Annotated in this window: 11 protein-coding genes; 5 read left to right on the top strand and 6 right to left on the bottom strand. The window is 65.9% G+C overall.

All coding sequences use genetic code 11. The features are described from left to right. From ACE3SN_RS07595 to ACE3SN_RS07605, 3 genes are all read right to left on the bottom strand, one after another. A partial coding sequence (locus ACE3SN_RS07595) for an AMP-binding protein (protein ID WP_374528934.1) occupies positions 1-1888 on the bottom strand: 1888 nt, incomplete at its 3' end. After that, positions 1885-2424, bottom strand: a complete 540-nt coding sequence (locus ACE3SN_RS07600) for a thermostable hemolysin (RefSeq protein ID WP_374528936.1) — start codon at positions 2422-2424, stop codon at positions 1885-1887. The genes ACE3SN_RS07595 and ACE3SN_RS07600, both read right to left, overlap by 4 nt. Before the next feature lie 80 nt (positions 2425-2504). Further along, positions 2505-3113: a TetR/AcrR family transcriptional regulator gene (locus ACE3SN_RS07605; protein ID WP_374528938.1), complete on the bottom strand. Its 609-nt coding sequence runs from the start codon at positions 3111-3113 to the stop codon at positions 2505-2507. A 188-nt stretch (positions 3114-3301) separates the two neighbouring features. Here ACE3SN_RS07605 and ACE3SN_RS07610 point away from each other — a divergent pair, with 188 nt between their 5' ends. After that, entirely contained in the window at positions 3302-5605 is a 2304-nt protein-coding gene (locus tag ACE3SN_RS07610; protein ID WP_374528940.1) for a TonB-dependent receptor, read from the top strand. A gap of 93 nt (positions 5606-5698) precedes the next feature. Here the strand turns inward: ACE3SN_RS07610 and ACE3SN_RS07615 are convergent, their stop codons facing one another. Genes ACE3SN_RS07615 through ACE3SN_RS07625 form a run of 3 tightly spaced genes read right to left on the bottom strand, consistent with a single transcriptional unit; the run spans position 5699 to position 8121 of the window. Next, entirely contained in the window at positions 5699-6274 is a 576-nt protein-coding gene (locus tag ACE3SN_RS07615) for a Smr/MutS family protein (RefSeq protein ID WP_374528943.1), read from the bottom strand. After that, positions 6274-7461 (bottom strand): murein transglycosylase A, encoded by a 1188-nt coding sequence (locus ACE3SN_RS07620; RefSeq protein ID WP_374528945.1) that lies wholly within the window; start codon positions 7459-7461, stop codon positions 6274-6276. The genes ACE3SN_RS07615 and ACE3SN_RS07620 overlap by 1 nt, the downstream gene beginning before the upstream one ends. Before the next feature lie 3 nt (positions 7462-7464). Continuing rightward, the gene (locus ACE3SN_RS07625; protein WP_374528947.1) at positions 7465-8121 is read right to left on the bottom strand and encodes a Tim44/TimA family putative adaptor protein; all 657 of its coding nucleotides are present in this window, start codon (positions 8119-8121) and stop codon (positions 7465-7467) included. 206 nt (positions 8122-8327) lie between these two features. Here ACE3SN_RS07625 and secB point away from each other — a divergent pair, with 206 nt between their 5' ends. From secB to ACE3SN_RS07645, 4 genes are all read left to right on the top strand, one after another. Further along, entirely contained in the window at positions 8328-8846 is a 519-nt protein-coding gene (secB, locus tag ACE3SN_RS07630) for a protein-export chaperone SecB (RefSeq protein ID WP_374528949.1), read from the top strand. A gap of 40 nt (positions 8847-8886) precedes the next feature. Next, on the top strand, positions 8887-10494 hold the full coding sequence (gene murJ, locus ACE3SN_RS07635) for a murein biosynthesis integral membrane protein MurJ (RefSeq protein ID WP_374528950.1): 1608 nt from the start codon (positions 8887-8889) through the stop codon (positions 10492-10494). Positions 10495-10499: 5 nt separating this feature from the next. Beyond that, positions 10500-11519, top strand: coding sequence for a tryptophan--tRNA ligase (trpS, locus tag ACE3SN_RS07640; protein ID WP_374528951.1), 1020 nt, complete (start codon positions 10500-10502; stop codon positions 11517-11519). Between the two features lie 120 nt (positions 11520-11639). Next, positions 11640-12341 carry a DUF4136 domain-containing protein gene (locus tag ACE3SN_RS07645; protein ID WP_374528953.1) on the top strand — a complete coding sequence of 234 codons (702 nt, stop codon included), beginning with the start codon at positions 11640-11642 and terminating at the stop codon, positions 12339-12341. Positions 12342-12363: the final 22 nt, after the last annotated feature.

Consider the following 12363-nt stretch of genomic DNA (forward strand, 5'->3'; position numbering starts at 1 on the left):
GCGAGGTCAGGTAAGTGAAGGCTTGCGGCGGCAGGCCCAGGTTCTTGGCCACGGCCCCCGCGCCGCGCGTGGCCAGGGCCACGCTGACGCTTTCGAGCACATAGACCATGCCGAAGAACGCCACCGGATTGCCTTCGCGGATCTGGCGATAGGCATGGTCGGTCATGGCCTTGGTCGCGGGCGCGGGCTGGCCATTGCGGACGGCGTCGGCATTGCCGCCGGCCACAGCGATGTCGGACAGGATCCATTCCTCGTGGCCGGTCTCTTCCTCGACATATTCGTCGAGCGCGTCGGCCAGGTCGCTGCGGTGGCCAAGCTCGGCCCGCGCCGCCTTGAGCAGCGGCACGGTGTGGCTGACGTGGTGATAGGCCTGTTCGAGATAGGAGATATAGGCGCCCCGGCTGATCGTGCCGTTGAGCCCGGCCTGCAGCTGCGGCACCTGCAGAAACCGCATCCGCTCGCGCGTGGTGGCTGCTTCGAGTTCGGTGAAGAAGCTGGGCGGACCGTCGAGATACATCGCAGCAATCGCTGCGCGGCGCAGGCGACCGTTGCCGGTGAGCAGGCCGTTCATCGGGGTGAAGTGGGCCACCTCGCGCCAATTGCCGATCTTTGCATAGTCAGGCAGCAGGGCGTTGGCCCGCGCCACCGCCGCGCCAAGGTCGGCATCGGCATGGGCCGGGGTCAGCAGCGCGCAAGGGCGCGGCTCGCCATCGCCCCAGGCCATGGCCTGCATGATCTCGGGCTGGGCCAGCAGGGCTTCCTCGATCCATTCGGGCGAGATGTTTCGGCCAAAGCTGGTGACGAAGAGGTTCGACTTGCGCCCCTCGACCCTGAGCTTGCCAGCGGCGTCGATCCGCCCGATGTCGCCGGTGGCCAGCAGCCCGCCGCCGCGAGGTTCGCCGATCGTGCCGAGATAGGTCATGCCGCCGACCATGATCTCGCCATCGGGGGCGAGCGAAATCGTCGCATGCGGCAGGGCGCGACCGACCGAACCGGGCGTGCCCAGCCCGTCATCGAGTGAGACGACCGAGGCACATTCGGTCAGGCCATAACCCTGGCGGACCGGCAGGCCGAGCGCGGCAGCCCGTTCGAGCAGCGCCGGCGGGGTACGCGCACCGCCCACGGCTACAAGGGTCAGCCGGGGCAGGCGCGTTCCGGAAGCTTCCATCGCCGCGACGAGGCCAGCGAGATATTCCGGCACGAGGATCAGCGAGGTGATGCGCAGGTCTATCAAGGCCTTGAGCAGGACCGCGAAATCGGGGCGGAAGGGATCGCCCAGCCCGATATGCACCTGCGGCGGGCAGACATAGGTTCCTCCGGCCAGCAGGGTCGGGAAGAAGCCGGCAACCGTTTCCAGCAGGATGCCGGGCGGAAGCAGCGCCAGGTGGCGCCCGGCATGCTCTGCGCCCACGGCTTCGACCACGCCGCGGGCGACGGTCAGCATGTGCTCGGCCGACAGGCACACGCCCTTTGGCGTGCCGGTCGATCCCGAGGTGAAAGTAATCCGCGCCGACCCGCGGGGGATTGGAGTCGGCGCGGAGCGGCACGTCAGGCGGTCTTCAACTTTTTCGCTCGGAAGGATCGCCTGGGTGCCGCTTTCTCGTATCGCGTGTCGTTCCTGCTCCGCCGTGAAGAAGCGAGGCAGAGACAACACCGGAAATTCGCCCTTGAGCAGGGCCAGTTCGAGCAAGGCCTCGGCCTTGCCATGATCGAGCTTGAGCGCGACCGGGCGGCCAGGCTCAAGCACGGAACGGAGGCTGCGTTCGAGCACCTCTACGCTTTCGGCCAGCCGCTGATAGGTCAGCGGCGGCGATGTGACCGGGTCGATCGCAAGCGCCAGCGGACTGTGGGTCGCGCGCTCGGCAAGGGTTTCGAACAGGCCGATCATGCCGCAAACCGATGGTTGCGGCGGGCAAGAAACGCCGAAATCGCGGCCTGCCCATCGGCGATCACGCCCATGCAGACCACCGGGTCAAGCTCGTAATAGCCGCCCCATTCGGCCAGATCGCCGCCCAGCCGCTCGGGCCGGGCCGGACAGATCGCCGTAATCGGCAGGCCGATCCGCTCGAACATGCGGCGCAAGGGAGCAGTCAGCGTCGCCACCGCGATTTCGCTGGCCGCGCCAAGATCGTTGGCGGCAGACCCCCACAGCTCGATCATGGCGAGCGCGTTGACTGCGGCAAAGTTCCCGATTTCGACGATTGCGGCGCGCTCTACGACGCGCCCGAGCACTTCAGCGAGCGCGATTTCAACCGGCTGGTCGAGATAGGCTTCAAGGAACAGCGCCCCTGCGCTGGCCCGGCGATAGCCCAACGCCGCGCCGCCGTTGACTTCCAGCCAGCTGGCAAATCCCGGGCGGAAGCTTGCCCCGAAGGCCTCTTGGTATTTGACAGCAATCAGGTCCGTCGGCGGGGTCGAAGGCATGCAAGACTCCTTGGCTCATTGCCAAGACGCCATCACCCCGCGAGCCCCTCAGTCGACTCGCCAAATTTCTTGCTGAACGGCTAGCTCAACCCGCCTTTGAGCAGCGCGTTGGCCGTGGCCGCAACCTCGGCAAGGTCGGCATCGCCATCCATTACGCCAAAGCGCAGGCCCAGGAACACGTTCATGCCCATGACCGCCCAGGCGTGCACTTCGCTCGGCTCGGCTGACAGCTCGCCGCGGGCATGTGCGGCCTGCAAGCGTTCGAGAATGCGCGCCGCGGTGTTGAGATAGTGGGCGCGCCAGCTTTCCGGGGCGACGAATTCGGCTTCATCGATGATCCGGTAAATTTCCTTGTGGCCGCGCGCGAAGTCGAGGAACGCATGGAGCGCCGCACCTTCCGCCTCGACTCCGGGGCGCGGCGCGCTTGCCAGCACGGGGGCGACATGATCGCGCACCCGCTCGCTCATGTCCTGCACCAGCGCCTTGAACAGCGCCTCCTTGCTTTCGAAGTAGGTATAGAAGCTGCCCAGCGCCACACCGGCACGGATCGTGATCGAAACGATCGAGCTTTCGTGAAAGCCCTTTTCGCCGAATTCGGCCGCAGCCGCATCAAGGATTGCGCGCTGCGTCCGCCGTCCGCGCTCGGTGCGGGGCACGCGCATCACCTTCGCGGCGGGTTCAGAAGCCATCGCTCAATCCCTGTCATCGGCAGTCGGCCGCCGCACCAGTGTTGCAGCCTTGCCACGTTTTTCCACCATTCCCTGTCGGATGGATCGGTGCAAGCATAACAAAGTTGAAAGTTGGTTCAACTTTTATATAGTGGTCTCCAGATGGCCTGCCGAGACGCGTGGGCCCCGCATAACGAGGGAGGATCTCCGTGCCTGCTCATACCCTGCTTTGCCGTGCCTCGCTGGTCGCCAGCGCGCTGGCCGGCTTCTATTCGATTCCCGCCTACGCCCAGACGGCGCAAGACGCCGCCAGCACCGATGAAGGCGCCATCGTCGTCACCGCGCGCCGCCGCGAGGAAAGCCTGATCGACGTGCCGATCGCGATCACCGCGCTGACCGGCGACCAGCTTGCGGATCGCGGTGCGGTCGATATCACGGCGCTGGCTGAAACCGTCCCCAACGTGACGCTCGAAGCCAGCCGCGCGACCAATTCCACCCTCACCGCCTTCATCCGCGGCATCGGCCAGCAGGACCCCGTTTCTGGCTTCGAACAAGGCGTCGGCATCTACCTCGACGACGTCTATCTGAACCGTCCGCAGGCTGCGGTGCTCGACATCTACGACGTCGAACGCATCGAAGTGCTGCGCGGTCCGCAGGGCACGCTCTATGGCCGCAACACCGTGGGCGGCGCGGTCAAGTATGTGACCCGCCGGATGCCCAACGAAGCCCAGCTCAGCGTGCGCGGCACCTTTGGCTCGTACAGCCAGGCCGATGGCGTGGTCAGCGGCAGCGTTCCGGTGGGCGATGGCACGATCCGCATCGGCGGCGCGCTCGCCCGCCTGACCCGCGACGGGTTCGGCAAGAACCTCACCACCGGGCTCGACAACTATGACAAGGATGTCTGGGCGGGCCGCGGCACGCTTGAAATCCATGGCAGCGACATCTTCGTGCGGTTGGCCGCCGACGTCACCCATGACAAGTCAAACCCGCGCGGCGGCCATCGCCTGATCCCCGGCATGCTTTCGGGTACGCCGGTGCTGAGCAACGTCTATGACACCCAGGGCGGGCTCAACAATCCCAAGCAGGACGTCAAGGCCTGGGGCCTGTCGATGTTCGTCGAAGCCAACCCGTCCGACGCGGTAACGCTGCGTTCGATCACCTCTTTCCGCAAGGACGATTCGACCACCCCGATCGACTTCGACGCGCTGCCGTCGGTCGACGTCGACGTGCCGGGCATCTATCGCAACAAGCAGTTCAGCCAGGAATTGCAGGTGCTGTTCACCGCCGGCAAGCTTAACGGCCTGGTCGGTGCCTATTACCTGAACGCCACGGCGCTGACCCAGTTCGAGGTGCAGCTGCACACCACCTATCCCGCCCCCTATCTGCTGGCGGCCTACACCAATGCCGACATCGGCACCGAAACCCTCGCCGGGTTTGCCGACTTCACTTATGACTTCTCGGACCAGCTGAGCCTTTCGGTCGGCGGGCGTTATACCTGGGACCAGCGCGACGGCTATATCCTGCGCCAGAACTACCTGGGCGGCGGATCGACCGTGTTCGGCGGCCTGGGCATCCCCTTCGGATCGCCCTCGACCAACTTCCGCGGCAAGAGCACCTTCAAGAAGTTCACCCCCAAGGCCACGCTGACTTTCAAGCCTGACAGCGACACGACGCTCTATGCCTCGTACTCGCAGGGCTTCAAGGGCGGCGGGTTCGATCCGCGCGGGGTTGGCGTCAGCGCCCCGGCCGGGGTGAGCCAGGCCGAGTTCCTGAGCTTCAAGCCCGAAAAGGTGAACAGCTACGAAATCGGCGCCAAGGCCAACCTGTTCGATCGCCGGGTCTATGTCGCGGTTGCGGGGTTCTACATGGACTATACCGATGTCCAGATCCCCGGTTCGGTGGCGTGCTTCGCGGGCGGGATCAACACCTTCTGCGGCGTGGTTTCCAACGCGGGCAAGGCCCGCATGCAGGGCTTCGAATTCGAAGGCCGCGCCAAGCTGATCGACAGCGATGCGGGTACGCTGACCCTGTCGGGCTCGCTCGGCTATATCGATGCGAAGTACACCAAGTACATCACCAACATTGCGAACACACCGACCGACGTGGCCCCGTTCCGGCATGTCCAGAATACGCCGAAGTGGTCGGGTAGCGCGAACATCGACTGGACCATGCCCTTCAACGACGGCTCGCTCAGCATTGGCGGCGGCATGTCGTTCAAGAGCAAGACCTACCAGTTTGAAATCGCCAACCCCTATCTCGACCAGCCGGCTTACCAGTTGTTCGATGCCAGCATCGTGTTCCATGCGCCGAACAACGCCTGGTCGGTGGGCCTCTACGGCAAGAACCTGACCGACGAACGTTACAAGACCTCGGGCTATACCTACGTGGGCATCAACCCGACGACCGGCGCCATCAACACGCCCATCACCTCGTCGCTGGGCAAGGAAGGCGTGCTGACCGTGTTCTATGGCAACCCGCGTCAGTTCTTCATCACCGGGACGATCAATTTCTGAGCCGCAATCTGCTTGAATAGACTTCCTTCCAAGTGACCCTCCCTGCGCCTCCGGACTTCGGTTCGGGGGCGCCTTCTTTTGTCGGCGCGGGGATCAGCGCGGGCGGCGCAGGATGACGTAGAGCGCCCCCGCGCCGCCATGCTTGCGGTGCGCGCCGCGCACTGCCGCGATGCGTCCGGCATGGGGTCCGGCGGCCAGCCAGTCGAGCAACTTGGCGCGGATCGCACCGCGCCGATCGCCCCGGTCGGCGGCCTCGGCCGAACGCGGCTTGCCGGTGATTACCAGCACCACCCGCGCGCCCATCGCTGCGGCTTGTGCCAATCCGTGATCAAGCCGGGCATGGGCGGCCTCAAGATTGTGGCCATGGAGGTCCAGCGTGAAATCGGGTGTGATCCCCGCGCGGGCGAGCTTCTTTTCCCACGATGCGTCGAGCCCGTGGCGATCGAGCGGGCGAGCCGCAGCCGGCGGCGGCGCAGGCGCGGGCAATGGCGCGGGCACGCGCCCTTTCGGCTTGGACGGTGGCGGCGGCGGCACGGCGGAGGGCGCACCCTCGACCTGATGGGCGCGAAAGGCCGTGACAGCGCGCTTGGCGTGGAGCGGCTTCACGCTGCTTGCCACGCGCGCCCACAGTTCCGCTTCCTGCGGCGAAAGTCCGCGCGGGGGCCGCATCAGTGCGCCCGCAGCCGGTTCAGCGTGCCCTTGGGCAGCAGCAGTAGCGCCTGGCCGTGGGCCGACATGCCGCCCGCGATCCGCCGCGCCTCGGCCCCCGCACCCCAAAAGCTGTCGAACCGGTTCGCGCCCTTGATCGCGCCGCCGGTATCCTGCGCGATCCACAGCCCACTGGCATCGGTTCGGTCGAGCGCGAGCCAGACTGGCGCGCCCAGTGGCACGAAGGCCGGATCAACCGCCGCGCTGGCACTGGCGCGCACCGGCACGCCCAGCGCGCCCACCGGGCCATCGCCGGTGAGCTCGCGGAAGAACACATAGCTCTGGTTCTGGCGCATCAGCGCGCGGCCTTCCTCGGGATGTTCGCGCAGGTAGCGCATCATGCCCTGCATCGAGCCTGGATACTGCCCCGGCCCGTTACCGATCAGCCCGCGCTGGCGCATCAGCGTGCCAATCCCGCTGAAGGGATAACCGTTCTGCCCGGCATAGCCGATCCGCATCACCGTGCCATCGGGCGCGCGCAGGCGGCCCGAACCCTGGATCTGGAGAAAGAAAAACTCGATCGGATCGGCGGCCCAGCCGATCTCCAGACCGCGTCCCATCAGTGCGCCATCATCGATCGCGGCGCGGTCGGGATAGGGAACAAATTTGCCCGTCTGATCGTAACGGCCCAGCGGCATCTGCCCGCCGGGCAGCGGCTCGGCATCGCCCGGCTTGGCGCGCACCAGATCGGGCGGCAGGGCATAGACCGGTACGTCAAAGCCCGGCTGCCGGGTGCGCACGCCGGCAATTTCCGGTTCGTAGTAGCCAGTGACGAAGCCCTGCCCGTCCCCCACCTGCACGGATTCAAACCAGGTTTCGAAGAACCGCACCGCCTGCGCGGCTGGCCATTTGGCGGCAGCATCACAGGCCGGTTTCCAGTCTTCCGGACGGGTCAGGCCGCTCACGTCCGGGCGCGTCACCAGGCGCGGGCAGCTTTCCTTGAACGACGCGAGTGCCCCTTCGGCATCCTTGCCGTCTATGCCGAGCCGACCTACCGCCGGGCCGCCCGAAACGCCGGTCAGCAGGGCCGTTGCCAGTGGCGGCGGGGCAGGCGGCGGCCCGGCAGGCGCGGGAATTATCCTTCCGCACGAGCCCAGCACGATCAGCAGACTCAGCGCGGCAAGGCTGCGAAGCCGCGCGAGCGCCATAGCTTAGCCTTCGTCGGTTTCGTCGAGCAGCCAGTCGGGCGTCGCTGACGTGACGTCGCGGCTGAAAGTCCACAGGTCGCGCGCCTCGACCGCATCGTCGAGCGAGCCCGCCACCACCACGCCATCGCTGTTGCGCGTCACGGCAGCAATATCGGCAGTAAAGCGCACGGCGACGCGCGCGATCGGCGCTTCGAAACTGGCGGCAACAATCGTGGCCTCGTCGATTCGAACCAGCCGGTTCTCCAGTCGCTCGCCAGCTGCTTCACGCGCATCGATTGCGGCGTTGAAGGCGCTCAGCACGTCCTTGTCGCACAGCGGCACCAAGGCTGCTCGATCACCCTGCCAGAACGCCTCGAGCACCATGCGGTAAGCCCCCTTTGCACCTTCGAGGAAGGCGAGGGTATCGAACCGGCGATCGGCCGCAGCGATTTCCTTGAGCCCGCGCTCGATCGCGGGGGTGACGCCGGGAACCAGCGCGCGCGGCGGCAGCGCCGCATTCGGACGTTCGGCAAATTCGGGAGCGGCGCCGGCAGCGACATCCTTCGGCTCAAGCCGCGGGCGCTCCTCATGCTCGGCGCGGCGGCCCAGCACGGAATAGAGCCGCAAGCCCAGAAAGGCTGCAACCATAGCCATGATGACGATCTCGACGGTCTTGTCCACTTGTCCGGTCCCTACGCCTGTGCAGGCCAGCCGCAAACGGCGACTTCGCAACACTCTAACGACAAATAGGTAGCATTGACAGATGAACAACGCGTGGATGCCGTTTTGCGTGCAATTTTTGAGCCGAAGCTGCCAGCATTCTTGCTGGCAGGGCATCCGCCTGCTAGGCGCGCGGCAATTTCCTGCAATCTGAGCGAAAGCGTATCATGTCCGACGAAGGCAACATCATCACCGACCTGGGCCTCCAGACCCCGGCTCCCAATGGCGCCGACACCCTGCCCAGCGCCGGGATCATCTCGCAGTATGTGAAGGATCTCTCGGTCGAGAACCCGAATGCGCCGGAAGTCTACCAGTGGCAGGAAACGCCGACGATCGACGTCCAGTTCAACATCGCCGCGCGCGACCTCAACGAGGAAGTGAGCGAAGTCGAACTCAAGATCGCGATCAATTCGAAGTGCAACACCGGCACGCAGTTCATCGTCGAACTGTCGTACGGCGGCCTGATCGGCATGCGCAACCTGGAAGACGCGCAGAAGCACGCCTTCACCTATGCCGAAGCCCCGCGCATCCTGTTCCCCTTCGCGCGCTGCGTGATCGCGGATGCGGTGCGTGACCTCGGCTTTCCGCCGCTGCTGCTCGAACCGATCGATTTCAACGGCATCTACATGCAGCAGCTGGCAGCGCAGCAGGGCGAAGGCGCCGAAGCGCCGACGGCCCAGGCCTGAACCGCGGCCGGACCATGCGCACCACCTTGGGTAATCGCGCATGAGCCTGCTCAAGAATGTCGGGACGATCGGCGGGCTGACCGCGGTCAGCCGCGTGTTCGGCTTCGTGCGCGACATGCTGCTGGCCCGCGTGCTGGGCGCAGGCCTGGCGGCGGACGCGTTCCAGCTCGCCTTCATCCTGCCCAACACCTTCCGCCGCCTGTTTGCCGAGGGCGCCTTCAGCGTCGCCTTCGTGCCGATGTATTCGCGCGAACTGCACGGCGAAGGCGGCGAGGAAGCCGCCAGCCGCTTTGCCGGTGACGTTCTCTCCGTTTTCGTCTGGGTGCTGCTGGGTTTCAGCGCCATCGCGATGCTGGCCATGCCCGGCATCGTCTGGCTGCTGGCGAGCGATTTCAGCCACATTCCAGGCAAATTCGAACTGGCGGTCACGCTCAGCCGGATCACATTCCCCTATCTTGGTCTGATCAGCCTGGTCGCGATGTTCTCGGGCCTGCTCAATGCGCGCTCGAAGTTCGGCCCCGGTGCGATTGCCCCGGTGCTGCTCAACATCGCGCTGATCTCCTCGCTGGGCGTGGGCTGGTACCTGCGCCGACTTGGCGGAGACGATGTGGTGGTGGCAACCGCGCTGTCGTGGGGTGTGGCGGCGGCGGGCCTGCTGCAACTGGCCTACCTCAGCTGGGAAGTGCGCCGCGCCGGCGTTCGCATCGCGGTCAAGTTGCCGCGCCTGACGCCCGAAGTGCGGCGACTGGGCATGCTGATCCTGCCCGCGACGTTCGGGGCGGGGATCTACCAGATCAGCCAGTTCGTCGACACGTTCTTCGCAACCTCGCTGCCGCAAGGCTCGCTCACCCTGCTCAAAATGGGCGACCGGCTCAACCAGATGCCGCTCGGCATTGTCGGCATTGCGCTCGGCACCGCGATCCTGCCGATGCTGGCGCGCCACATTCACACTGGCGAGGCGGCCGAGGCTCAGCGCCTGCAGGCCAACGCCTTCGAGATCGGCACGCTCCTCACCCTGCCCGCCGCCGCCGCGCTGGCGGTCTGCGCTCCGGCCTTCGTCACCGCCTTCTTCGTGGGCGGCAAGTTCACGGCCGCCGATGGCGCGATCATGGCCGACATCGTCATGGCGCTAGTCGCAGGGCTTCCGGCCTATGTGATCGTCAAGATCCTCAACCCCGGCTTCTTCGCGCGCGAGGATACCCGCACCCCGGTGTGGACTGCCGTGGCCGCGCTGGGCTTCAACATCTTCCTCAACCTGGTGGTCGTGCGCCCGTTCGGGATCGTCGGGCTGGCCGGGGCGACGGCGGCTTCGGCGACGCTCAACTGCGTGCTGCTCTATGCGATCCTGCACAAGCGCGGCTGGTTCCACTTCACCTGGCGGCTGACCGGCAAGATCGCGCGGCAACTGGTGGCAACCGGCGTGATGGCCGCGTTGCTGTGGTGGCTGATGCCGCAGCTGGAAAGCCACTACGCCGGACACTGGTTCGAACGGGCATGGTCGCTCGCGCTGCTCGTCGGCGCAGGGCTGGTCGCGTTTTTCGGAACCGCCTTTGCCGTCGGCGCGGTCGACAAGTCGGTGCTTGCCCAGCTAAGGCGGCGCCGTCCGGCCCGCACCAAGGCCGACGATGAAATCCTCGAAGTAGAGTAAAAACAATGCGTATCGTTTCCGGCATCCAGCCCACCGGCAATCTCCACCTCGGCAATTACCTGGGTGCGATCCGCAATTGGGTGAAGATGCAGGATGACGTTACGGCAGGTGGCGGCACCAGCCTGTACTTCCTGGCCGATCTCCATGCGATCTCGATGCCACACGATCCCGCGCAGCTGCGCGAGAACACGCTTGAAATGACCGCCGCACTGGTCGCCTGCGGGATCGATCCCGACAAGTCGATCCTGTTCAACCAGACCCAGGTTCCCGCCCACGCCGAACTGCAATGGCTGCTCAGCGGCACGGCGCGGATGGGCTGGCTCAACCGCATGACCCAGTGGAAGGACAAGGCCGGCAAGAACCGCGAGGGCCAGTCGGTGGCGCTGTTCACCTACCCGGTGCTTCAGGCTGCCGACGTGCTGCTCTACCAGGCCACCCACGTCCCCGTGGGCGAGGACCAGAAGCAGCACCTCGAACTCGCGCGCGACGTGGCGCAGAAGTTCAACAACGACTTCGCACCGGAAGACGCCCCCGTCTTTACCCTGCCCGATCCGATCATCCCGCCCGAAGCGGCCCGGATCATGAGCCTGCGCGACGGTTCCTCGAAGATGTCAAAGTCCGATCCCTCGGACATGAGCCGCATCAACCTGACCGACGATGCCGACACGATCATGGCCAAGGTCAGGAAGGCCAAGACCGACCCCGAACCCCTGCCGTCCGACAAGGCGGGCCTTGAAGGCCGCCCAGAGGCGACCAACCTGGTCGGCATCTATGCCGCGATGGCGGGAACCACGGTCGACGCGGTGCTGGCCGAATTCGGCGGCGAAGGCTTTGGCAAGTTCAAGCCGGCGCTTGGGGAACTGCTGGTCGAACAGCTCGCCCCGATCAACGCCCGCTTCCTGGAACTGCGCGCAGACCGCGCCGCGCTGGGCGCGATCCTGCGGCAGGGCGCGGAGAAGGCCCGCGCCCTGGCCGCGCCCACGCTCGAGGCAACCTATGCCGCGCTGGGGCTGGTGCGCGGCTAGGCTGATACAATTCATTCAAGCGCGATTAAGCCGGCTTGGCCTAGTGCCCTGACATTCCTAAGAGTTGTGCGCCCGCACGCTTCCGACTCCGGAGCGTGGCGGCAAAGGAGAACAGGGTCGATGCCGTCAAACCACCGTTCACCGCTTGCCTGGCTGAAGCTTGCACTCGTCCCGCTGATGCTGGGCGCGCTGGCGGCCTGCGCTACGCCGTTCAATGCCAACGTCTCGCGCTATCAAAGCCAGCTTCCCGCACCGCAGGGGCAGACCTTCTACGTGGTGGCGGACGATCCGGCCCTCGCCGGCGGCCTCGAATTCTCGCAATACGCCGCGCTGGTAGCCCAGCGCATGACCGCGCTGGGCTATGCCCCGGCGGCCAGCGCTGACACGGCCGACCTCATCGTGCGGTTCGACTACGGCGTCGACAAGGGCCGCGAAAAGGTCCGCTCGACCGGCTTCTACGATCCGTTTTGGGGGCCGTGGTATGCGGGTCCGCGCTGGCGTTCGAGCTGGTACGGCTCGCCCTATTGGGGCTGGGGCGGCGCCTATTACCGCCCGCACAGCGCCTGGGGCTATGGCTGGTACGATCCGTGGTTCGACAACGGCTATGAAAGCTACACCGTCTACACCAGCGGGATCAGCATGAAGATCGACCGCCGCGCCGATGGCACCCGCCTGTTCGAAGGCCGCGCCGAAGCGGCTTCAACCTCGAATCGCCTGCAATATCTGGTCCCCAACCTGGTCGAAGCGATGTTCACCGACTTCCCGGGCCACAATGGCGAAACCGTGCGCATCTCGGTTGCGCCGGAAAAGAAGAAAAACTAGGCCGCAAGGCAGTTTGAGAACC

It is taken from the genome of Novosphingobium sp., assembly GCF_041915465.1.
Taxonomy (GTDB): domain Bacteria; phylum Pseudomonadota; class Alphaproteobacteria; order Sphingomonadales; family Sphingomonadaceae; genus Novosphingobium.

Excerpts from the sequence above, each read along its gene's own strand:
- ACE3SN_RS07600 (WP_374528936.1), bottom strand. The coding sequence starts at position 2,424 with ATGCCTTCGACCCCGCCGACGGACCTGATTGCTGTCAAATACCAAGAG.
- trpS (WP_374528951.1), top strand. The coding sequence starts at position 10,500 with ATGCGTATCGTTTCCGGCATCCAGCCCACCGGCAATCTCCACCTCGGC.
- murJ (WP_374528950.1), top strand. The coding sequence starts at position 8,887 with ATGAGCCTGCTCAAGAATGTCGGGACGATCGGCGGGCTGACCGCGGTC.
- ACE3SN_RS07645 (WP_374528953.1), top strand. The coding sequence starts at position 11,640 with ATGCCGTCAAACCACCGTTCACCGCTTGCCTGGCTGAAGCTTGCACTC.
- secB (WP_374528949.1), top strand. The coding sequence starts at position 8,328 with ATGTCCGACGAAGGCAACATCATCACCGACCTGGGCCTCCAGACCCCG.
- ACE3SN_RS07605 (WP_374528938.1), bottom strand. The coding sequence starts at position 3,113 with ATGGCTTCTGAACCCGCCGCGAAGGTGATGCGCGTGCCCCGCACCGAG.
- ACE3SN_RS07620 (WP_374528945.1), bottom strand. The coding sequence starts at position 7,461 with ATGGCGCTCGCGCGGCTTCGCAGCCTTGCCGCGCTGAGTCTGCTGATC.
- ACE3SN_RS07615 (WP_374528943.1), bottom strand. The coding sequence starts at position 6,274 with ATGCGGCCCCCGCGCGGACTTTCGCCGCAGGAAGCGGAACTGTGGGCG.